Annotated in this window: 24 protein-coding genes; 17 read left to right on the forward strand and 7 right to left on the reverse strand. The window is 32.8% G+C overall.

Annotation, left to right across the window (positions count from 1 at the left end):
- Positions 1–3 precede the first annotated feature (3 nt).
- Both GKZ86_RS20430 and GKZ86_RS20435 read left to right on the forward strand, forming a co-directional pair.
- Entirely contained in the window at positions 4–864 is an 861-nt protein-coding gene (locus GKZ86_RS20430; protein WP_154784908.1) for a sulfurtransferase, read from the forward strand.
- A 67-nt stretch (positions 865–931) separates the two neighbouring features.
- Positions 932–2,173, forward strand: a complete 1,242-nt coding sequence (locus GKZ86_RS20435) for an ATP-binding cassette domain-containing protein (RefSeq protein WP_154784909.1) — start codon at positions 932–934, stop codon at positions 2,171–2,173.
- Positions 2,174–2,279: 106 nt separating this feature from the next.
- Here the strand turns inward: GKZ86_RS20435 and GKZ86_RS20440 are convergent, their stop codons facing one another.
- Together GKZ86_RS20440 and GKZ86_RS20445 are read right to left on the reverse strand one after the other, a co-directional pair.
- A complete protein-coding gene (locus tag GKZ86_RS20440) occupies positions 2,280–3,320 on the reverse strand; it encodes an RluA family pseudouridine synthase (protein ID WP_154784910.1) in 1,041 nt (346 codons plus the stop codon).
- Positions 3,310–3,933, reverse strand: coding sequence for a PASTA domain-containing protein (locus tag GKZ86_RS20445; protein WP_154784911.1), 624 nt, complete (start codon positions 3,931–3,933; stop codon positions 3,310–3,312). The genes GKZ86_RS20440 and GKZ86_RS20445 overlap by 11 nt, the downstream gene beginning before the upstream one ends.
- Before the next feature lie 405 nt (positions 3,934–4,338).
- On the opposite strand from GKZ86_RS20445, the gene GKZ86_RS20450 reads away from it, so the two are divergent.
- The 5 genes from GKZ86_RS20450 (at position 4,339) to GKZ86_RS20470 (ending at position 8,033) form a co-directional block, all read left to right on the forward strand.
- Entirely contained in the window at positions 4,339–5,310 is a 972-nt protein-coding gene (locus tag GKZ86_RS20450; RefSeq protein WP_154784912.1) for a D-alanine--D-alanine ligase, read from the forward strand.
- Positions 5,311–5,433: 123 nt separating this feature from the next.
- Positions 5,434–6,126 carry a DUF421 domain-containing protein gene (locus GKZ86_RS20455; protein WP_154784913.1) on the forward strand — a complete coding sequence of 231 codons (693 nt, stop codon included), beginning with the start codon at positions 5,434–5,436 and terminating at the stop codon, positions 6,124–6,126.
- Between the two features lie 34 nt (positions 6,127–6,160).
- A complete protein-coding gene (locus GKZ86_RS20460; RefSeq protein WP_154784914.1) occupies positions 6,161–6,817 on the forward strand; it encodes a zinc-ribbon domain-containing protein in 657 nt (218 codons plus the stop codon).
- A 48-nt stretch (positions 6,818–6,865) separates the two neighbouring features.
- On the forward strand, positions 6,866–7,327 hold the full coding sequence (gene coaD / locus GKZ86_RS20465; RefSeq protein WP_154784915.1) for a pantetheine-phosphate adenylyltransferase: 462 nt from the start codon (positions 6,866–6,868) through the stop codon (positions 7,325–7,327).
- A 127-nt stretch (positions 7,328–7,454) separates the two neighbouring features.
- A complete protein-coding gene (locus GKZ86_RS20470) occupies positions 7,455–8,033 on the forward strand; it encodes an alkylphosphonate utilization protein (RefSeq protein WP_154784916.1) in 579 nt (192 codons plus the stop codon).
- Positions 8,034–8,172: 139 nt separating this feature from the next.
- Here the strand turns inward: GKZ86_RS20470 and GKZ86_RS20475 are convergent, their stop codons facing one another.
- Complete coding sequence (locus GKZ86_RS20475) at positions 8,173–8,619, reverse strand: hypothetical protein (RefSeq protein ID WP_154784917.1); 447 nt, start codon at positions 8,617–8,619, stop codon at positions 8,173–8,175.
- 224 nt (positions 8,620–8,843) lie between these two features.
- The gene (locus GKZ86_RS20480) at positions 8,844–10,193 is read right to left on the reverse strand and encodes a DEAD/DEAH box helicase (RefSeq protein WP_154784918.1); all 1,350 of its coding nucleotides are present in this window, start codon (positions 10,191–10,193) and stop codon (positions 8,844–8,846) included.
- Between the two features lie 231 nt (positions 10,194–10,424).
- Here GKZ86_RS20480 and GKZ86_RS20485 point away from each other — a divergent pair, with 231 nt between their 5' ends.
- From GKZ86_RS20485 to GKZ86_RS20510, 6 genes are all read left to right on the forward strand, one after another.
- Entirely contained in the window at positions 10,425–12,152 is a 1,728-nt protein-coding gene (locus GKZ86_RS20485) for a M14 family metallopeptidase (RefSeq protein WP_154784919.1), read from the forward strand.
- A 134-nt stretch (positions 12,153–12,286) separates the two neighbouring features.
- Positions 12,287–12,634 (forward strand): cyclic-phosphate processing receiver domain-containing protein, encoded by a 348-nt coding sequence (locus tag GKZ86_RS20490; RefSeq protein WP_154784920.1) that lies wholly within the window; start codon positions 12,287–12,289, stop codon positions 12,632–12,634.
- A gap of 502 nt (positions 12,635–13,136) precedes the next feature.
- Positions 13,137–13,685 (forward strand): DUF4738 domain-containing protein, encoded by a 549-nt coding sequence (locus GKZ86_RS20495; protein ID WP_154784921.1) that lies wholly within the window; start codon positions 13,137–13,139, stop codon positions 13,683–13,685.
- A 275-nt stretch (positions 13,686–13,960) separates the two neighbouring features.
- Complete coding sequence (locus GKZ86_RS20500; protein ID WP_154784922.1) at positions 13,961–14,386, forward strand: hypothetical protein; 426 nt, start codon at positions 13,961–13,963, stop codon at positions 14,384–14,386.
- Positions 14,374–15,666 (forward strand): hypothetical protein, encoded by a 1,293-nt coding sequence (locus GKZ86_RS20505; RefSeq protein ID WP_154784923.1) that lies wholly within the window; start codon positions 14,374–14,376, stop codon positions 15,664–15,666. The genes GKZ86_RS20500 and GKZ86_RS20505 overlap by 13 nt, the downstream gene beginning before the upstream one ends.
- A gap of 11 nt (positions 15,667–15,677) precedes the next feature.
- Positions 15,678–16,811 (forward strand): hypothetical protein, encoded by a 1,134-nt coding sequence (locus GKZ86_RS20510; RefSeq protein ID WP_154784924.1) that lies wholly within the window; start codon positions 15,678–15,680, stop codon positions 16,809–16,811.
- A gap of 97 nt (positions 16,812–16,908) precedes the next feature.
- Here the strand turns inward: GKZ86_RS20510 and GKZ86_RS20515 are convergent, their stop codons facing one another.
- On the reverse strand, positions 16,909–17,328 hold the full coding sequence (locus tag GKZ86_RS20515; RefSeq protein ID WP_154784925.1) for a helix-turn-helix domain-containing protein: 420 nt from the start codon (positions 17,326–17,328) through the stop codon (positions 16,909–16,911).
- A 333-nt stretch (positions 17,329–17,661) separates the two neighbouring features.
- Entirely contained in the window at positions 17,662–18,264 is a 603-nt protein-coding gene (locus tag GKZ86_RS20520) for an NUDIX hydrolase (protein ID WP_154784926.1), read from the reverse strand.
- A 7-nt stretch (positions 18,265–18,271) separates the two neighbouring features.
- Here GKZ86_RS20520 and pyrE point away from each other — a divergent pair, with 7 nt between their 5' ends.
- Positions 18,272–18,925 (forward strand): orotate phosphoribosyltransferase, encoded by a 654-nt coding sequence (gene pyrE / locus GKZ86_RS20525; protein WP_154784927.1) that lies wholly within the window; start codon positions 18,272–18,274, stop codon positions 18,923–18,925.
- 159 nt (positions 18,926–19,084) lie between these two features.
- Complete coding sequence (locus GKZ86_RS20530) at positions 19,085–19,477, forward strand: SRPBCC family protein (RefSeq protein WP_154784928.1); 393 nt, start codon at positions 19,085–19,087, stop codon at positions 19,475–19,477.
- A gap of 179 nt (positions 19,478–19,656) precedes the next feature.
- On the opposite strand, the gene GKZ86_RS20535 is transcribed toward GKZ86_RS20530, so the two are convergent.
- Positions 19,657–20,385 carry a biotin--[acetyl-CoA-carboxylase] ligase gene (locus tag GKZ86_RS20535; protein ID WP_154784929.1) on the reverse strand — a complete coding sequence of 243 codons (729 nt, stop codon included), beginning with the start codon at positions 20,383–20,385 and terminating at the stop codon, positions 19,657–19,659.
- Positions 20,386–20,478: 93 nt separating this feature from the next.
- Between GKZ86_RS20535 and rsfS the strand changes: the two genes are divergently transcribed.
- The gene (rsfS, locus tag GKZ86_RS20540) at positions 20,479–20,850 is read left to right on the forward strand and encodes a ribosome silencing factor (RefSeq protein ID WP_012024667.1); all 372 of its coding nucleotides are present in this window, start codon (positions 20,479–20,481) and stop codon (positions 20,848–20,850) included.
- A 15-nt stretch (positions 20,851–20,865) separates the two neighbouring features.
- Positions 20,866–22,791, forward strand: coding sequence for an ATP-dependent zinc metalloprotease FtsH (gene ftsH / locus GKZ86_RS20545; RefSeq protein ID WP_154784930.1), 1,926 nt, complete (start codon positions 20,866–20,868; stop codon positions 22,789–22,791).
- The last annotated feature ends 40 nt before the right edge of the window (positions 22,792–22,831 follow it).

The following is a 22,831-nucleotide window of genomic DNA, read 5'->3' on the forward strand; positions in this document are numbered from 1 at the left end:
GACATGTCAAATAAACTTTCACCCATTATAAATCCTGAAGAATTATTAAAACTACAGGATTCATCTGAAATTATTTTAATTGATGCCAGAGCCGGAGTTAATGCCGAAGAAAATTACAAAAACGAACATCTGAAAGGTGCGCGTTATGTCGATTTAAACCGGGATTTAGCAACTGTTGAAACTGATCCCGCAAATGGAGGAAGACATCCGTTGCCTTCTTTTGAAAAATTCTCAGAAGTACTTTCTAAAGTTGGAATTTTACCTAAAAGTCATGTCATTATTTATGATGATAAAAACGGATCAAATGCTGCAGCGCGGTTTTGGTGGATGTTGAAAGCTGCTGGACATGAAAAAGTTCAGGTTTTAAACGGAGGTTTACAAGAAGTTATTAAAATTGGTTTTCCTGTAAGCTCTGAAGTTGAAAAATTTGATGTTGTAGAAAAATATCCAATTTCAGGATGGAAATTAGCCACAGCAAATATTGACGAAGTAGAAAACGCCAGAAATAGCAATCAAAATATTGTTATTGATGTACGCGATAAAAACCGCTTTGATGGTTTAACAGAACCTCTGGATTTAATTGCAGGGCACATTCCCGGAGCAATAAATGTTCCTTTTAGTGAAAACTTAAATGAAGATGGATTTTATAAATCTGCTGAAGCATTAAAAGAAAAATACACAGCCATTTTAGGCAATAAAAATGCCGAAGATATAATTGTACATTGCGGTTCAGGAGTTACGGCTTGTCATACTTTATTAGCGATGGATTATGCCGGAATAGAAATTCCTAAACTTTATGTAGGTTCCTGGAGCGAATGGTCAAGAAACGATCGTGAAATGGCAACAAAAAAACAAAATGATTAAAAAAACATAATTATTAATCTATGTTCTTATTATATTATAATACAGTCAACATAAATAAAAATACAAAATGCAGCATTGGGATATACTTTTATCAAATCAGGTAAATAAAAAAGCGTTCATTGAAAGTTTGCTTTCCGGAGAAGCAAAAGGAGAATTAGACATTTTTAATAATCAAAAAGGAATTCTGTTTTCTGATATTGCGATCGAAAAATTCATCGAAAGAGAATATCAATATGACATTGTTGAAGCTTCACCTGAATCGCACCGACAATTACGCACTTTTTCATCCGGAGAACGGAAAAAAGAATTTTTAAAATACTGCATCAACCAAAAACCGGATTTCATCATTTTCGATAATCCATTTGATCATTTAGATCAGGCTTCGAGAGTAATTTTAGCCGAATCCTTAAAAGATTTAATCGAAGTAACTGCTATTATTCAAATTGTAAACCGCGTTACAGATGTGCTTCATTTTGTTCCGAATAAAGCACAAATTAAAGATAATACATTTGAATTACATCCGATTTCACAAACCGAAAGTCATTTTAAAACCTTAAATACAGCGGCAATTCCAAAAGCAATTGAGCCACATTCCTTCCACGACAGTGTACTAATTAAAATGGAAAATATTTCTGTTAGTTACGATGACCGAAAAATTGTCGACAACATTTCATGGACAATTAAACAAGGTGAATTCTGGCAATTAATTGGTCCCAACGGTTCCGGAAAAAGCACTATTTTATCTTTAATCACCGGCGATAATCCAAAAGGTTTTGGTCAGGATTTATTTTTGTTCGGAAGAAAAAAAGGAAGCGGCGAAAGCGTTTGGGATATCAAAAAACAAATCGGAATTTTCACGACTTCGATGACCGATTTATTTCAAAAAAGCCACACTTTAGAAGAAATGATTCTTTCCGGATTTTTCGATTCCATCGGACTTTATATTGAGCCAACTACGCATCAAAAACAAATTGTTTCGCAATGGCTTGAAGTAATCGAAATGACACATTTAAGAAAAAAACGTTTTATAGATCTTTCTATCGGGCAGCAAAGAGTTGCCTTAATTGTTCGTGCTGTTTTAAAACATCCGCCATTATTAATTCTTGACGAACCCGTAGAAGGTTTAGACGACGAAAATGTCGATTTGGTAATTCAGCTAATCAATACCATAAAACAAGAAACGAACGTAACTATCCTATATGTTTCACACCGAATAGAACAAGGCCTCGCTCCTACTTCTGTTTTTGAACTTTTACCAACCGAAACAGGATCAATCGGTAAAATAAAATACCATTCAGAATTAAATTAAAACACGAATTTTCACGAATTTGAAAAACAAAAAAGCTCCAATATGGAGCTTTTTTATATATCACAGTAAATCTATTCTCTTTATTCTATTCTCTTGCTTCTAAAATCTATTCTTCCTCTTCCAGTGTATGCGTTTTTCCGTAATTACGCCATTTCTCGATGCAATCCTGAAAATCCTGCGGTAATTCGGTATCAAAACGCATCATTTCTCCAGTTGTTGGATGTACAAAACCAAGTGTTTTAGCATGTAAAGCCTGACGTGGCAATGCTTTAAAACAATTTTCGATAAACTGTTTGTATTTTGTAAACGTAGTTCCTTTCAAAATCAAATGTCCACCATAACGTTCGTCATTAAACAACGGATGCCCGATGTGTTTCATGTGCGCACGAATCTGGTGCGTTCTTCCTGTTTCTAATTTACAGGAAATCAATGTTACATAACCAAAACGCTCCAAAACCTTATAATGTGTAATCGCAGGTTTTCCTATTTCAGGATCTGCAAAAACAGCCATTTGCATGCGGTCTTTTAGATGTCTGGCAAGGTTTCCTTCAATCGTTCCGGCTTCTTCGGCAACATTTCCCCAAACAAGGGCAATATATTCACGTTCAGAAGTTTTGGCTTCAAATTGTTTTGCCAAATGCGTCATTGCCGCTTCGGTTTTGGCAACAACCAAAAGTCCGGAAGTATCTTTATCAATTCTGTGAACCAAACCTGGGCGTTCGCTGCTGTTCATTGGCAAATTATCAAAATGATGCGCCAATGCATTTACCAAAGTTCCGGTATAGTTTCCGTGACCAGGATGTACAACCATTCCCGGCTCTTTATTGATAAGCAACAAAGCATCATCTTCATAAACAATATTCAACGGAATATCTTCCGGAAGAATATGGTTTTCAAACGGCGGATGCGTTAACATAACCGTCACGACATCAAACGGTTTTACTTTATAATTTGATTTTACCGGAATATCATTTACAAAAATGTTTCCTTCAGTAGCTGCGTTCTGAATTTTATTTCGGGTCGCATTCTGAATCAAATTCATTAAATATTTGTCAATACGCAACAGCGCCTGACCTTTAGGGACTTCAAATCTGAAATGTTCGAATAATTCGTCTTCCAGATCTAAATTTTCAATATTATTGTTCATCTTTTGGGGTTTCAGTAGCTGGCGCAGCTAAACTGTCATTTGCTTGACTTTCATCTACATAAGTTGCTTTTCCGTCTCCTAAAACCAAATCAATTTTAGAAGCTTTAAGCACGCGGTCACCTACTTTTAAGTTTCTGCCTTTATAACGCATTTCAAGTACCATATCTTTTCCTAAATTCGGGATATACGTAATTGTTCCTTCTTCAAGCCCTAAAGCTTTTAATGTAGGAACTGCTTCGCGATATGTTTTTTCAATTAAATCAGGAATTTTAACCGATGAAAATCCTGATGCGTTAATTTTAATATATATTTTTCTTCCTTCTTTTACTTTTGTTCCCGGCAACGGATCTTGCTCAACAACACTATATTTAGGAAATCCACTTCGGTAATCAACACTATCCAAAAGCACATAATCCAAGTCTAATTCGTCTAGTTTAGACTCAACTTGCTCCTCTGTTAATTTAGACAAATTCGGAACCGTAATTTCATGTCCGTGATCAGTTGTAAAAGTCAACCAATGCATAAATAAATACACTAAAACGACAACAATTCCAATGGCAATTAATATTTGTATAAAAAATACTCGGCTTGTTAAATACTTACGTAAACTCATAAATTTATTTTTAGTTGAGGCAAAGATAAAGCTATTTCGTTTCAAAAAAAATGATAATTTTGTTTAAAACAAGAAAGCTTTTAATACACGTTATTACAAGGAGCTATTTCCTGCTGTACACTGTATCTTTTATGGCAAAACCCGCCACAAAAGGATGCCGTTTCCATCAGGGCTAGGACTTTAGGTTTCATAGCAACATTTTTTTTTTTTATACTTAGCGGATTATGTACGTAATCTTGTCAGGCTGAGCGAAGTCGAAGCCCAGCAAAGTGATTCAACATGCGGGACTTCGACTTCGCTCAGTCTGACAAAAAGAAGAATAAATCAGTTGTAAGACTTGAAACAAAGAAAACCTGAAACCTGAAACAAATTAAATAAACGATTAAACAAATAAACATCAAATCAATGAAAAACATAGCCATTATCATGGGCGGATATTCAAGCGAATATAAAATCTCACTCATCTCAGGAAACGTTGTGCACCAATATTTAGATAAAACAAAATACAACGGATTTCGTATTCATATTTTTAAAGAAAAATGGGTTTATGTAGATGCCAATGATGCTGAATTTCCAATTGATAGAAATGATTTCTCAGTTACTGTAAACGGAGAAAAAATCAAATTTGACTGTGTTTTCAATGCCATTCACGGAACTCCGGGCGAAGACGGATTAATGCAGGCTTATTTTGAGTTATTAGGAATTCCGCAATCATCTTGCGATTATTACCAATCAGCATTAACTTTCAACAAACGTGATTTATTATCGGTTTTAAAACCATACGGAATCAAAACTGCTATTTCTTATTACCTAAACAAAGGTGATGCAATCAATACAGATGAAATCGTAAAAAAAGTAGGTTTGCCATGTTTCGTAAAACCAAATAAAGCCGGTTCTAGTTTCGGAATTTCAAAAGTAAAAACTGCTGCAGAATTGCCAATTGCTATTGAAGTAGCATACAAAGAAGACAACGAAATTATCATCGAAAGTTTCCTTGACGGAACTGAGGTTTCTGTTGGAGTTATCAATTATAAAGGAGAAATTAAAGTTTTACCAATTACAGAAATTGTTTCTGATAATGATTTCTTCGATTACGAAGCGAAATACGAAGGAAAATCACAAGAAATAACACCTGCAAGAATCTCAGATGAGTTAACACAAAAAGTAGGAGAAACAGCAAAACGTGCCTACGAAGTTTTAAAAATGAAAGGTTTCTCAAGAAGCGAATTCATCATCGTAGACAACGAACCATATATGCTTGAAATGAACACAATTCCGGGTTTAACAACCGAAAGTTTGATTCCGCAACAAGCCAAAGCAGCCGGAATTTCTCTGGAAGATTTGTTCACCAATGCGATTGAGTTAGCGCTTCTTTAAGATGCTAAGATACTAAGGTGCTAAGGTTCTAAGATCTTAGCACCTTTTGTTTTTTTTTAAACTTTGCTTTCTATACACAAATCTTAGTACCTTAGAATCTAAGAACCTTAGCAACTCAAAAAAATGAAAGAAATCTTTGAATGGAATAGAATATTTTACAACGACCTTCCGGCAAATTTTGCTTTGGAAGTTATATTTCGTTCAACTGTTATGTTCACTATTTTATTGTTGACATTAAAATTAGCGGGAAAACGAGGCGTAAAACAATTATCAATTTTCGAAACCGTAATTATAATTGCGTTAGGTTCTGCGGCCGGAGATCCAATGTTTTATGAAGATGTTGGAATTGTTCCTGCAGCAATAGTTTTTACAGTAATTATTATCTTATATCGTTCTGTAACCTGGCTTACAGGGAAGAGTAAAAAGTTCGAAGAATTTATCGAAGGTAAAACCGAATGTTTGATCAATGACGGTAAATTTTCTGTAGAAAGCTTTAAAAAAGAAAGTTTGGCGCAAGATGAATTTTTTACTGAATTGCGTATAAAATCAATTGAACATTTGGGTCAGGTCAAAAATGCTTTTATAGAAACAACGGGAGAAGTTAGTATCTTTTACTATGAAGATAAAGATGTAAAATACGGATTACCAATTTTGCCCGCTGCATTCAATAAAAAAAGTAAAATAATTTCAGCCGATGGAATTTACGCCTGCACATTTTGCGGACATATTGAAGAGCAAAAAACAGGAACAGCAAAATGCGATGTGTGTAAAAAAGAAGAATGGGTTCCTGCCATTAAAACACTCAGAATTACATAAATTTAGTAAATCCAAATATTAAACAGAAGAATTTATGCTATTTCTAGTTGGAACTCGAGATTCAAATGTAAAAAATGGAACTCTTTTAAATGAAAAATGCCCAAAATGTAATACAGAAAATGAATTGTATTTTAGCATTTATAAAAAATATACTCATATCACTTTAATACCATTATTTCCAGTTGGAAAATCAGTATTTATTAAATGCTATAATTGTGAGGAAAATTTTGACTATGAAGATCTTTCTGAAAGTTCCCAGCAAAAACTCAGAAATGAAAAATTAGATAGCTCAATTTGGATGTTTTCGGGTTCTGCTATTTTAGCTTTATTCCTTATTTTTACAATCAATAATTATTTTGATACAAAAAACGAAACCAGTCTTTTGGTAAAAAATCCAGTTAGAGGAGATGTTTATAATTTAAAACTATCAAACGGCTATTATTCAAACATGAGAATTGACAAAGTAACTAAAGACAGTATTTATACAACTCATAATGATTTCGATGCTTATATGCCTTATGAAACTGATGATTTGGATAAACCTGAAAATTATTCTAATCGAAAAGTCTCTTATTCTAAAACAGCGCTGATACAACTTTATGAAGACGATGAAATTACAAAAATAAGACGAAGCAAATATCTCACAGAATCACAAGAATTAGATTATTATCAAATTCCATTATCAAAATAAAAGCCTTTGCTCCCGAAGCTTCGGGATTGAACCATAAAAAGAAAAAAAATGCGAAAAGCCATATTTCCTGGATCGTTTGATCCTATTACGTTAGGTCACGAAGATATTATCAAAAGAGGAATTTCTCTTTTTGATGAAATTGTAATTGCTATTGGTGTCAATGCCGAAAAAAAAAATATGTTTTCACTCGAAGAAAGAAAACGTTTTATTGAGGAAACCTTCAAAGACGAACCAAAAATTTCGGTTATTACTTATGAAGGATTGACAATCGATTTGGCAAAAAACTTAAAAGCGAATTTCATTTTAAGAGGTTTGCGAAACCCTGCCGATTTCGAATTCGAAAAAGCTATTGCGCACACAAATCGTCGCCTTTCTAAAATCGAAACGGTATTTTTATTAACTGCTGCAAAAACTTCTTATATCAGTTCTAGTATCGTTCGTGATGTATTACGAAATGGCGGTGAATATGAAATGTTGGTGCCGGATGCGGTTAGGGCAGAGAAAAAATAAAACACGCTGTTTGTTGCTGGAATTTTGCAAGTGAGATTGCCTTATTCCTCGCAAAGACAAACTCAATCATAAACTTGCAAGCGAAGGCAATTATAAGTAATTTCGCATTTTTAAATAAACAATCATAATGAGCATCGAAAGAGAATTAAACAAACGCAGCGGATCTAAATGTGAACTTTGTGGCGCTGAAGAAAACCTAAAAGTATATCAGGTATTACCAACTCAAAAAGGCGGACTTGATGAAAGCATTCTGGCGTGTAGTACATGTATTGACCAAATTGAAAACCCTGATAATCTAGATTTAAATCACTGGAGATGTTTAAATGACAGCATGTGGAATGAAAATGTTGCGGTACAAGTTGTAGCCTGGAGAATGTTGAGCCGTTTGCGTGCCGCAGGATGGCCACAGGAATTGCTTGACATGCTGTATTTAGACGAAGATACTTTGGCTTGGGCTCAGGCAACAGGAGAAGGTGAAGATGACGAAAACAAAATTATTCACCGTGATAGCAACGGCGTAATTTTAGAACACGGAGATTCTGTAGTTTTAATTAAAGATTTAAAAGTAAAAGGATCTAGTATGGTTGCCAAACAAGGAACTGCCGTGCGCAACATTCGTTTAGACCACGAAAATGCTGAATATATTGAAGGAAAAGTTGATGGTCAGCAAATTGTGATTATTACGCAATATGTGAAGAAGATTTAAAGATACTGAGGTTCTAAGTTGCTATCCCGAGGCTTCGGGACTAAGTCTTTTTTTTAAACTCATAACTTATAACTCATAACTTTTAAACATAAAAAAAAGCTGTTCAACCGAACAGCTTTTTTTTTATGTTTAAGTTAAATTATTTTTGGAATAATTTATTGATCTGATCTTTTACGAATGGCTCAGAAACGCTGCTTGTAGCAGAAGTAGTTTCTTTGCTTGAAACCATAAACTGAACTGTAGCTTTTTCAGGAAGAACACTTCCTGTGTAATGCAACCAGATATAGTTATTAGGTAATTCTAATTTAATATCATACAATGGGCTTGCAGTAAAACCTCCCATAATAATACTATAAAGGCTATTATAATCGTTGTTTACATTTTTGAATGAAAATTTTCTTAAAGCAGAAGAATCATCATCGTTTTGAATACTAGTATAATAAACAGTATATTCATCTCCAATTTTTTGAATATAGTTGTTATTTACTTTTCCTAATTTTTCAACTGGTACAGTTTCAAGAACTTTAATTTGTGCAAACGACACAAAACTAAAGAATAACGCGGCAAGGGTAATAATCTTTTTCATAGAGGATTTGGGGTTAATTTTTTTACTAATATATAAACGCCGAAATTAGGAAAAATTACTTCTAAAATTGCTCTTTTATTAACATTAAATTGTGATTTTTGTTTAAAATTATTTCAATCTCAAACAAAAAGATTGCAACTTTTTAATAATCAATAAATTAAACATAAAATTTCGCTTATTAAGGTCTTTATTTTTTTATTTAAAATTGTTAAAAAACTACAAAACTATCGCTCTTCTTCCTTCTTTACAACCTTGCGGGCGACTTCGATTTTGAATTTTTTGCCCTTCATTTTCTCATCTTTTACATTCTTAAGCAAGTCTTTTACTTTGTTGTATTTTACGGCTGCAAACGAAATGAAATCTTTTACTTCGATTAAACCTAGATCGCCTTTTTCTAATTTTCCTTTTTGAGAAAAGAAACCCACAATATCAATTTTATTCAGTTTTGTTTTCTTTCCACCACTAATATAAATCGTTTGATATTCTGGTGGTTTTGGCAAAGTAGTCGTATTTTCTACATTCAAAACATCCATTCCGTAATCGATATAATCCAATTGTTTTTCACTTTCGTGAATAATGATATAAGCCGTTCCGGAAGCTTGCATACGAGCTGTACGACCGTTACGATGCGTAAATTCGTCTTCTTTTAAAGGTAAATGATAATGAATTACGTGTTTCATTTCAGGAATATCCAGTCCACGCGCGGCTAAATCGGTAGTAATCAAATAACTCATACTTCCGTTTCTAAACTGAATCAAAGCGCGTTCGCGTTCTTCCTGATCCATTCCGCCATGATAATAGGTAGAATAGATTCCTTTTTCGTTTAAAGTGTCGCTGATACGTTCTGCAGCATCTCGATGATTACAAAATATAATAGCAGATTGCGATTTCAACGAACAAATCAAATTGAACAAACTTCCTAATTTGTCTTTAGCCGGCGAAACCACCATTTTCATCGAAAGATTCGCTTTTTCTTCTTCCTCCAGAATAAAATCTAAAACCGTTGGGTTTATAACTCTGGTATATCTCGGAATCTCAATATCTGAAGTTGCCGAAACCAAAACGCGTTTGTTCAGTTTTGTTAATTTTCCAATGATATAAGACATTTGCTCATGAAAACCCAATTGCAACGATTTGTCGAATTCATCCAGAATCAGCGTCTGAATTTTATCTGTTCTAAAAGTATCTCTGTCGATATGATCTGCAATTCTTCCAGGAGTTCCAATTAAAACTGCCGGCGGATTGCTTAAATTTTTAATCTCTGTATCAATTGAATGTCCTCCGTAGCAAATATTTACTTTGTACTGCGTTCCCATTTTTTTCCAAACCTGCTCAATTTGCAAACCTAATTCGCGCGAAGGCACTAAAATTAAACATTGAACCGAAAGTATTTCTGGTTGTAATAATTCTAAAACCGGTAACAAAAAAGCCAATGTTTTTCCTGATCCTGTAGGCGAAAGCAGCAAAACATTGTTATCATTTAAAATTGCGTCCTGAGCAACTTCTTGCATTTCGTTTAGGCTTTCAATTCCTAAATTCGAAAGTATGTTGTTGGAATGGTGATTTTTATTCATTTTGCAAAAGTAGTTAAAAAAAGTTGTTTCAGGTTTTCCTTGTTTCAAGTTTCAGTTTTATATATAAATTGTACAGAATGTTTCCCGCAGATTTTGCAGATCTGGCAGATTATTTTTAACAAATAAAAAATCCGCTCAATCTGCAAAATCTGCGAGAGAAAAAACACAAAGTATTTCAACTTAAAAACTGAAGCAAAAACTTTATATTTGATTCGCAATAAAACCGAAACCATGAAATTTTTCACATTACCTATTTTACTATTCACAATCTCAATTTTCGCTCAAAACAATAAAAAATACGATACTTTTTTTGAGAAAGGAAACGGAAATCAATCCGCATCTTATCAGGAAACTATTGCTTATTATAAACTTTTGGCAAATGATTTTCCGACGATTCAGATTAAAGAAATGGGTTTGACAGATTCAGGAGAGCCTTTGCACATCGTAGTTTATAATTCTGAAAAGGAATTTGATTTTGAAAAAATCCAGAAAAACAAAGCGGTTCTTTTTATCAATAACGGCATTCACGCCGGCGAACCTGACGGAATCGACGCCACAATGCAATTCTATAGAGATTTAGCGATTGGAAAACTGAAAGCGCCAAAAAATACCGTTTTGGTTACTATTCCGGTTTATAATATTGGCGGTGCTTTAAATAGAAATTCTACAACGCGCGCGAATCAGGACGGACCTGAAATTTATGGTTTTAGGGGAAATGCCAGAAACTACGATTTGAATCGCGATTTGATGAAATCTGACACTCGAAATACCAAAAGTTTCGTAGAGATTTTCCAAAAGATAAATGCCGATGTTTTTATAGATAATCATGTTAGTAACGGATCTGATTATCAATATAAACTAACTTATATTATGACTCAGCATAACAAATTAGGAACAGTTTTGGGCGATTTTTTAAATACCGAAATGATGCCGGCTTTGGTAAAAGATTTACAGCAAAAGAAAATCGAAACTACGCCTTATGTTGATTCTTTTAAAGATACGCCGGACAAAGGTTTTGGGCAGTTTGTTGATAGTCCGCGATATACAACGGGTTACACTTCCCTATTTAATACGATTGGTTTTGTGGTCGAAACGCACATGCTGAAAAAATATGCCGAACGCGTAAAAATGACGTACGAATACACAAAATCGACTTTGGATTTTACGGATGCGAATTATCAAAAGATAAAAAATTTAAGAGTAAAGAATTTAGAGCAATATCAGCCTAAAAAATCATACACTTTAAAATGGGAATTGGACAGCACAAAAGCAACCACTTTTTCATTTTTAGGATATGAAGCCGGTTATAAAAAAAGCGAAGCCACAACCGGAAATCGTTTGTATTATGACCGAACAAAACCGTATAAAAAAGACGTTCCGTATATTAAAGAATTTAAATCTGTGAAAGAAGTTGTGATTCCAACGGCTTATATTATTCCGCGTGGTTATTGGAATATTATTGAACTTTTGAAAAACAATAACATCGCTTATTCTCAGCTTAAAAACGACACGATTATAGAAGTTGAAAGTTATAAAATTGCGGGTTTTAAAACGGTTCCAAATGCTTATGAAGGTCATTATTTACACTATAATACAAGTATAAATGCTAAAACGGTAAAATTGGCTTTTGCCAAAGGTGATTATGTAGTGGCGACAAACCAAAAAGGCGTAAAATATTTGGTTGAAGCTTTTGAACCTGAAGGCGTTGATTCATTCTTTAACTGGAATTTCTTCGACCCTATTCTACAACAAAAAGAACATTATTCTGAATATATTTTTGAAGATACCGCGGCGAAACTTTTAAAAGAAAATCCTGCTCTTAAAGCTGAATTAGAATCTAAAAAACAAACTGATGCTGAATTTGCTAAAAATCCTGACGCGCAGTTAGATTGGATTTACAAGCATTCTGTTTATTATGAAAAGGCGCATTTGCAATATCCTGTTTATCGAATACTTTAGTTTTTAACCGCAGCATTTTTTAACCGCAAAGTTCGCTAAGGTTTTTTGATTTTTATTGAGTTGAAAAACGCTGAGATCGCAAAGCTTTACGCGTAAAACTTTGTCAAAGTTGAACTAAAAACAATTTTCATATTATGTCATACAAACTCTTTCTGGACGATATTAGAGATGTAAATATGGTTTACAAAAAACTAACTAATGATGATTTCGTTGTAGTTAGAAATTTTAATGATTTTAAAAAAGTAATACTCGAAAACGGACTTCCCGAATTAATTAGTTTTGATAATGATTTAGGACTTGATGAAAATGATATTATTGCCGAAGATGGTTATGCTGCAGCAAAATGGTTAGTATATGAATCTGGACTTGATTTAATAGATCTAAAATTTAATGTTCATTCTGCAAATCCGGTTGCAGCTCAACAAATTCAGAGTTTATTGGATAATTATATCAAGCATTTGAAAAGAGAAAATAACAACTGATGACTATGACTTTTAAAAATAATTAATTAAAAAATGATTAGAAAGATTTTAAGACCAATATTAATTTCAATAATTCAAATTTTGGGATTAGCAATTATTCATGATTGTTTGAATCATTTTTACCCGATACAACATAAATCAGTTGGATTTGCAATAACTACTTTTTACACAGCTCTTATTTTTATTCTATCAATTCTCATATTTAATTTTTACCTGGAATTCTTTAAGAAGAATATTTTTTTAATTGCTTTTTCTCTTTTTATCCTTGTTAGTATTTTTCCGTTAGAAGCAATTCAAGAAACACCTTTGAGAAGTTTGTTTCTCATTACACTTGCTATATTTGGATTTCTATCTTCGCTAATCTTGAACAAGTTGAAAACTAAAAATCAACTTAAGCCTTGAATTTCAAGCTAGCGAGGCGATTTGAATAAATTATAATAGAAATCAAACCGAAACCTAAATCTGTCTCACAAATAATATTGATAATTTTAAACCGAACTTAATGAAACAACTTCTAGTCATTGTAATTGTATTGCTTTTTATTGCATGTAATTCAAAAAGCAACAAGGAATCTGAAACATTGAAATCTCAGAAATCACCTCAAACAGTTACACAAACTGATACTTCAAAAATTTATCCGACGGAAAAAGCAACGGAAAAATTTGACACATTGATTACCAACAAAAACATTAAAATTTCTATTGTTCGCAGAGATTTGGACAGTTATGTTTTGCACGATTCCTGGGATTCTGAAAAAAAATATACCGACAAATACAGAAATGCAGAAATTGCGCTGACAATAACCCAAAATGAACAGATTGTATTAGATACAATCTTTAAAAAAGAACAATTTGCCAAATCTCTTGGAAACGATTTTTTAAAAATAGCAATTTTTCATAATTATTGGTTTAAAAACATCGATGAAAAAGGAATTGAATTCTTTGGAGTTATTACAGAACCTGAAACTGACAATACTTTAGATTTTAATCACTTTTATAATTTTAAAACTAAAAAATTAGAATTCGCTATCGCTAAAGAAGAGGAAGAATAAGTTGGTATCAGCCTCCGCTTTTAAAAATGCCCCCTGCTAGCGCGAGCGTCCCGCTTGTGACTATTTAAAATTAGTTATCTTGAAATTATTTTGATTGCGGTCACGAGCGGGACGCTCGCGCTAGCGGGGCATTTGCAGTATCCTGTTTATCGTATTTTTTTTTAGATTTTTCTTACTGCTTTATGGTTTTCCGTAATGTTTCTCAATTCTAAGGTTTTATATTTGGAAAGTTAACGTAATATCCTAGAATTGATTATTAATTTTAAAAGACAATTATGCCATATCAAGCAGACATAGAAATAGACCTATCTGAACATATTGATAGTAATTATATTATTTCCTCTCAACATAGAAGAACTGGTAATCCCAATAAAAGCCAATGGATAATAGATTTTGAAGACGAAATTCAATGTTTTATTAATACTATAAATAACAATTGGAAGGATGGATTTGAAGCATGGGGATTAAAAATTGAAAATGCTAGTTTACAAGTTGTAGGAGTAAATAATAACGGACAATTAAAATTAGCTAAATTCGTAGACGGAACAAACACAAATGTATGGCATGGTTATCCTGCAGATCATATGACAAAAGCGCAAGATAGACCAACTACTTCAATTCTAAAAGACTGGGTTGATCAAGGATTTATATCAAAAGCAAAAATGAATAAAATTAGACAAGGACAATTATGCTACCTGTAAAGATTACAATAAAAGGAGATTATTATGACTGCCAAATTTATCGTGGTAGATTGTATTTATGGACTTTCGATGGTGATTTGAAAGTGTATAATTGGAATGAACTTGTTCAATCTTTTATTAAAAAAGATACTGACAAAATTGCCATGACATTTTGTTTTTTAGATGGTAACTATTTATATAAATCTTCTTTGATTGAATTATTTAAAGATACAGATTTTAAAAATCTTCTCTTAAATAAATTTACTGCAATAGAAAAACCTATTTTTGAATTAAGCGAAAAAGATCTTCAAAAATATTTATTTGGTGAACAAGAAACACCAACGGGTATTTTACCAACAGATACGGAAATATATAGCAATAAACTTTATCTAATTCATGAAAAAGGTCTCTTTTCGGGTTCTGCGCATAGAAAAAAATCAGATAAATTTCCAGTTAGTTCAAAACCTTTAAAACTTTGGGATTGCAACCTCCTATCTATTAAGGCTAATAAATATCCACAATTAGCATTATCTGGTGGAGATGAGGGGCTTTTTGAACTAAACATGGCTACTAGTGTGGCTAGTAATTTAAAAAGAGTAGAGAGTAAAAGCCCTATTTTTCAAATTAGTAAAAATCATTCTTCCTTTTCAAACTATTCTTATTTAAATATATATAATACTTCTTTGGTAGATAATTCATTTTTAGCAACGTTTAAATGGAATTTGACAAAAGACAAAGGAAATAGAGATTTACCTTTACGGGATTTTGATACAAACATTACTGATCATAAAATTTTCAACGTAAGAAATAAAGATCATTTTATAAGTTGGGGCATAGAAGATAAACTTTACAAAGCAACCGAAGGAGGGTTTGAAATAATAAAATACAATAATTATGCGAATGAAGAAAAAGGTGAAGAAAAATTCAATCGATTAAAAACAGTAAATTTTAATGCATGGAAAGGAAAGGTAGTTAATGGAGGAACAGCCTATTTTGGAAATATTGTTGAATGTGAAAATGCTTTAATAATAATTCAAAGTGACGGTAAAACATTCACTATACCTGGACCAATAACTAAATGGAGAATTTATCCTAGATCAATGAACTACGAAAATCATTTACATGTCATACTCGATGATAGAATTGAAATTTATTCATTCAATCATGACTATTTTTTAAATCAAGAAAATAAAGAAATTGGTATTGAATTTAAAGCAGAAAAACATAGAAGATCACAGCGTATAAGTTATTTTGACGATACTGATGAAAGCATGTTTGATAAAACAGATTTACCATTTTAAAATATAACCCAATGAGCATGACATTCGCAGATTTGATAAAAAGTACACTTGATTCGTCAAAAGAACGTCTAAAGAATCCTATTGTTGGATCTTATATTTGTGCATTTGTTATTTTTAATTGGAGACCAATACTATTATTAGCTTTTTCGGATGAAAAAATTGAAAATAGAATCAAAGCGGTTGATTTGTATTATAGCCCATGGTATTGGATAATAATATCCATAATAACTCCAATTGCAATCTCTCTAGTTTATACTTTTTTAATACCAATTTCAATGGTTTGGATTGATCAAAAACTTGAGCCTACAAAAGAGAAAAGAATAAAACGAATTTATAAATCAAAGCAATTTGTTACAACTGAAAAAATTATCCTTGCCGCAAAAGAGCTTGATTTAAAAAATGCCGAATCTGGTAATAAACAAAAACAAGACTTCTTAAATGAAATTGAATCACTAAAAGAAACTATTACACAAAGAGATGAAACTCTTAACCAAGTATCATTAGCAAATAATAATACAACTGATCAATTAAATAAAAATCTAAATGCGACAAACACTCTTCTAGCAGATATGAAAAGAAGAGAAGAAGAAAGTATATTAGTAATAGAGGGACTTGAGAATGCATTGACCGAATCTAGAAGTAATACTTATTTTGCAAAAGAAATATCAAATACTCTTGCGAAATTAGATGCTTTTTTTGCTAAAAAATTTATAGACTTAAAAGAAGAGAAAGGTGGGCGATTACTTTTTGGTACAACTGCCAATAGAAAAGATTCATTTCACAAATTTCAGGATTTGATGCTAGTTGAAAGAATAGGTGTCGATGATTATAAATTCACTGATTTGGGCAGTACAGTATATAACATATTACGTTTACATAATGCACTAACAAAATCATCCGAACTTAACAGTGATTTATTGGGCAAGCATATACGAGAAGCATTTAAAAATTTATCCACAGATCAAAGATCAAAATTTAAACGGATGGTATCTAGTAATGAAGAAGTTGATCCATCAAAAGTAACCGTTAATGATGTTAATGAGTTTATTGATTTAAAATTAATTACTGGTTCGCATGATACTCGAAATTACATCCTTACTGAATTAGGAAGGTCAGTGCTTCAATTCATTAATTTTAACATCTAATTTAGTGAAGCAAAATTGATTATCATAAATTTAAAAATAATTCTATTTACAAATTCTCTCACTAACGCAAGCGTCAATAGTTAGTATCATAAAAGAATTATTTATCCTTCAATATTTTTTCTAAAAACTCAACTTTGTCTTTTTCTGCCTGAACTAAACGTTCGTACAGTTTTTTATTTTCTTCATAAGCATTAACTAACTTATCAAGTGGATTAAAATTACAAGTATTGTTGGTTCCGAAATTAGTGCCATGACTTCCACTATTATCATAGAAATTATTAAAAAAATTAATTGCGGCTTCTTCTGAAAAATTTTTAAGCGCTTCTACATTTACTCCCAAAGCTTTAGCGACAGCATTAAGCTTTTCATCATCTATCGTCTCGCTGTTTTCAAGAGCAGAAATAGCTTGTTGGTTCGTTCCTAAGGCTTGTGCCAAAGCTTCTTGCTTCATGTCACGAAGTTCACGAATTCGGCTAATTTTGCGTCCTATATGGTTTGGTTTTGTTGATATGCTCATAATTCAAAGATATTGCTTATTAAACAAAAGTACGATTTTTGAGACATGAAATAGTTAAAATAAAAAATATATTAATCCTGAAAATCTACAAAGTGCAGCTCTGCGTGAGGGATAGAGCTAAGCTACCGAAGTAGCAGCGAAAGCCCGACAGCATTTAAGAAAAGGCCTAATGAACGCAAAGTTGATTAGGCCTTTTCTTAAATGGTGGCACGCCCAAATTAAGTTTATAAGTGATTGTTTAAAAACCTAATTCACTCTTTCCTCTATACTCTTTCCTAAATAAAAATCTTGATTCTTGCTTCTTGTTTCTTCTAAAATTGATTCTAACTTCTTCTAAGAAACCGTATTCTCTTCTTCAAACAACAATTTAATGTTTTCGTAAGAGTTTTTCAAAGCTTCTTTGATTTGCTCGGGATTTAGCCAGGCTACTTTTTCGATGCCTTCTTCGATTTGGCCTTGTGGAGTTCCTTCAAAATCTGATTGCATTTCGAACCAATGCGTGATTTTGAGTTTGTATTTTCCGTTGCGTTTAAAAACGTGATAGGTTTTTTCGAGTTTATTGGTGATTCTGAGTTTGCTTACGCCGGTTTCTTCTTCGACTTCGCGCATGGCAGTGTCTTCAATTTCTTCACCTTTTTCGATTCCTCCTTTTGGTAAGTCCCATTTTCCGTTTCTGAAAATAAATAAAACTTCGCCATTTTTATTATACACAAGCCCTCCTCCTGCTTTATTTACAGGAATTTTGGCTTTTAACGTCTTCATAATTTCCTTTTCGTCAGGATGATACAAATAAGCCTTTTGAATTTTATTTTGAAAAATTTTCACGATAAGATGCTCGATATCAATGCTCTCTAACAAGAACAATTGAAAATCTGTCTCTTTCGAGATTTCATTTGTCAAAAAAAGTGGTTTGTCGTTCACAAAAACTTTATACATTTGTACTATGATTTTTAATAAAGATACTGCCGAAAAAACAGCCGAATTGCTTTTGCAAATAAATGCAATTAAATTGAATCCCGAAAATCCTTTTACATGGGCTTCTGGATGGAAATCTCCTATTTATTGTGATAATAGGTTAATTCTTTCATTTCCGGTCATCCGAAATTATGTTCGTGATGAATTTGCGAAAAATATTGAAAAACAATTTGGGAAACCAGATGTAATTGCCGGAGTTGCCACCGGAGCCATTGGAATTGGAATTCTTGTTGCCGAAAGCCTTGGATTACCATTTGTATATGTGCGCCCGGAAGCGAAAAAACACGGAAGACAAAATCAGGTTGAAGGATTTTTGCAAAAAGGTCAGAACGTGGTTGTCGTAGAAGACTTAATTAGTACCGGAAACAGCAGTTTGATGGCTGTAGAGGCTTTACGCAACGAAGGTGCTAATATAAAAGGTATGGCTGCGATTTTTACCTACGGTTTTAATGTTGCCGAAGAGAACTTTAAAAATGCGAATATCGATTTGTTTACGTTAAGTAATTACGAAAATTTACTTAATCTTGCGGTGGAAAAACAATATATTACCGAAGAACAACAATCGACTTTGCAGGAATGGAGCGAAAGTCCGTCGACTTGGCTGCAGGAAGAAGAATCTTAGATTTTAGATGCAAGATTTTAGATTTTCTAAAAAATCGCTTTGCTCTTTTTTGGGAATTTATTTAAAGTTTCAGTTTTGCGAACTTTGAGCAATCTATAGACAATACTTAGAAAAAACCTTTCGCCCTTTGCGGTTAAATAAAAATAAAAAAAATAATATATGAACTTAGAAAGTCCAAAAGTTACTGTTCAGAAATCAGCTCAAGATTTATTTGATTTATTGAGTGATGTAAAGAATTTTGAAAAATTAATGCCGGATAATATCGCTAAATTTGAAGTAATTGGCGAAGATGCTTTTATTTTTGGATTGAAAGGTATGCCGGAAATCAAACTTAAAATGAAAGAAAAAGTAGCGCCAAGCAAAATCGTTTTGGGAGCTGCAAGCGACAAACTTCCGTTTACGTTGGTTTCTAACATCGATAGTGTTTCTGATGCATCTAGTGATGTTCAGTTATTTTTTGAAGGAGAATTCAATGCAATGATGGCTATGATGATCAAAGGGCCAATTAGCAAATTCATTGAAACTTTGGCAAACAATATGACCAAGCTTTAATTAATAATGGTGAATTATTAATTGTAAATTATAAATTAGAAGTCCGATTTTATCGGGCTTTTTTTTGTCTTGCCGTGAAGACACAAAGACACGAAGATTTTTAAGTTAGGATTATAAAAACTTTGTGTCTTTGCGCTTTAGAACCTTAGCAACTCAGTACCTCAGAACCTCAGTACCTCCTAATAAAGCATCTGAACTTCCTTAATATCGAATTCTGAAACTGAATCATCTTCTAGTAAAATTTGTATTTTTCCGGTTGGTGAAACGCCTTGAATAATTCCCATAAAATTTTGTCCGGCAACATTTTTAAACGGCATCGGAACTCCTTTTCTGAATAAAGTATTGAAATATTGTTTCCAAAAATCTACTGAATTGGTTTCCCATAATTCGATTTTCTGTTTGATTTTATCGACGATTAATGCAGGTAAAATATCCTTATCAAAAATCTTGTTTGCAATTACTGACAACGACGAAGCATTTGGTAAATGCTCGAAATTAGTTTGATTGACATTTAAGCCAATTCCAACAACTGACACAATCCTGCCATCACTTTTTAGGGTATTTTCGATAAGTATGCCACCAATTTTTTTATTGTATGACATAATGTCGTTAGGCCATTTTATACATAAATCAGGAATATCTAATGCTTTTAATGTTTCGATTACGGCTAAAGAAGTTATTATACTTAAATTAAAAACATCTTCATTATTGTATAGAAAATCCTTTACCAAGGCACTCATAATTAAGTTTTTACCTGATTCAGACTCCCATTTAGACCCCATTTGTCCTTTGCCTTTTGTCTGATTTTCAGCTGTTACCACAGTAAAATTATCAAGCTCGTCTTTACTCGCTAAAGCCTTGAGAAAGTCGTTTGTAGAATCTATGGCATCGAGTTTGATTAGTTTCATTCAAATAATTTATTATACTTAATTTAATATTTTGTTAAGGTTCAAAATTAATCACAAAAATTGGTAACTTTACAAAATCATATAAAATAATTCATGGCGAAAAAGACTATTAATAATGATGTTCTACTGGCGAACATAATAAAAGGAATTGAAGAAGTAAAAGGAAATGATATCGATATTCTTGATTTAAGAGATATAGACACGGCTGTTTGTGACTATTTCGTAATTTGCAACGGAAGTTCTAATACTCAGGTTAACGCCATTGTAAACTCAATTCAAAAAACAGTATCCAAAGACTTAAAAGATAAACCGTGGCACGTAGAAGGAACCGATAACGCGGAATGGGTTCTTATGGATTATGTGCACATTGTTGTACACGTTTTCCAGAAACATATTCGCGAATATTATAATATCGAAAGCCTTTGGGGTGACGCCAAAATAACTACAATCGAAAACAAATACTAAAGAAAATTTTTTCTAATGGCTAAAGATAATAATCCAAATCCGAGTAAATTTAAAATAAGTCCTTGGTTAATATACACCGCAATACTTCTAGTTTTTTTATTTATAAGTTTTGCAACCGGAGGATCTAACATAAGCGAACCTGCTCAATTAACTTCTTCTAAATTCAATGTTTTATTAGAAAAAGGACAAATTGAAAAAGTTATCGTTTACAATAAAGCTGAAGCTGAAGTTTATTTAAATGAAGCAGCTCTTAAAGATGCTGCCAATAAAAAAGTAGCGAAAGATATTTTTGACAGGCCAAATAAAGGTCCGCACTATACTTTAGAAATTGGTAACGATCAGATTTTTCAAACCAAACTTGAAAAAGCAGTTGGTGAAGGAAAATTGAAAGATTTTAACTTTCTTCAAAAAAATAACTGGAGCGATATTTTAATCAGTCTGCTTCCAATTATCATCATTATTGGTGTTTGGATTTTCATTATGCGTAAAATGTCAGGTGGCGCTGGTGGCGGTGGCGGACAAATTTTCAATATTGGAAAATCAAAAGCTAAATTGTTTGATGAAAAAACAGATATCAAAACTACATTTAAAGATGTTGCAGGTTTAGAAGGTGCAAAAGAAGAAATACAAGAAATTGTAGAGTTCTTGAAAAACCCTGAAAAATACACCAACTTAGGAGGTAAAATTCCTAAAGGAGCACTTCTTGTAGGACCTCCGGGAACTGGTAAAACATTGCTTGCAAAAGCTGTTGCCGGAGAAGCTCAGGTTCCTTTCTTCTCATTATCAGGTTCTGATTTTGTTGAGATGTTTGTAGGTGTTGGTGCTTCACGTGTTCGTGATTTGTTTAAACAAGCTAAAGAAAAATCTCCTGCTATTATCTTCATCGATGAAATTGATGCTGTTGGTAGAGCTAGAGGAAAAAGTAATATGTCTGGCGGAAACGACGAGAGAGAAAATACTTTGAACCAATTATTGACAGAAATGGATGGTTTTGGTACAAACTCAAACGTAATTGTTTTAGCTGCGACAAACAGAGCTGATGTTCTTGATAAAGCTTTAATGCGTGCAGGTCGTTTTGACAGACAAATTTTTGTTGACTTACCAGACATTCGCGAAAGAGCTGAAATCTTTAAAGTACACTTAGCTCCTATTAAAAAAGTTGAAGGTCTTGATTTAGATTTCTTAGCAAAACAAACTCCAGGTTTCTCTGGTGCTGACATTGCCAATGTTTGTAACGAAGCGGCGCTAATTGCTGCCCGTAACAACAAAACTGCTGTTGACAGACAAGATTTCCTTGACGCCGTTGACAGAATTATTGGTGGTCTTGAGAAGAAAAATAAAATTATTACTCCGGAAGAGAAAAGAGCAATCGCGATTCACGAAGCCGGACACGCAACTGTAAGCTGGATGTTAGAGCATGCTGCGCCACTTATTAAGGTAACTATTGTACCTCGTGGACAAAGTTTAGGAGCTGCATGGTATTTACCGGAAGAAAGACAAATCGTAAGAACAGATCAAATGTTAGACGAAATGTGTGCTACTATGGGCGGAAGAGCTGCTGAAAAGGTAACTTTTGACAGAATTTCTACAGGAGCATTAAGCGATTTAGAAAAAGTAACACGTCAGGCTCGTGCTATGGTAACGATTTATGGTTTGAATGATAAAATCGGAAATGTTACTTATTACGATTCAAGCGGACAAAGTGAATACAACTTCTCTAAACCATATTCTGACGAGACTGCAAAAATTATTGATAAAGAAATTTCAGAATTAATTGAAGGCCAATACCAAAGAGCCATTCAAATTTTAGAAGAAAATAAAGATAAGCTTGATCAGCTTGCTAATATCTTAATTGAAAAAGAAGTTATTTTTAAAGATGACTTAGAAGCGATTTTCGGAAAACGTACTTTTGACAAAAATTTGGAAGAAGTGGTTTCGTAAATTATTCGATAAATATGTAATATTTTTTAAAATCTTAATT

It is taken from the genome of Flavobacterium sp. LC2016-13 (assembly GCF_009707955.1).
Taxonomy (GTDB): domain Bacteria; phylum Bacteroidota; class Bacteroidia; order Flavobacteriales; family Flavobacteriaceae; genus Flavobacterium.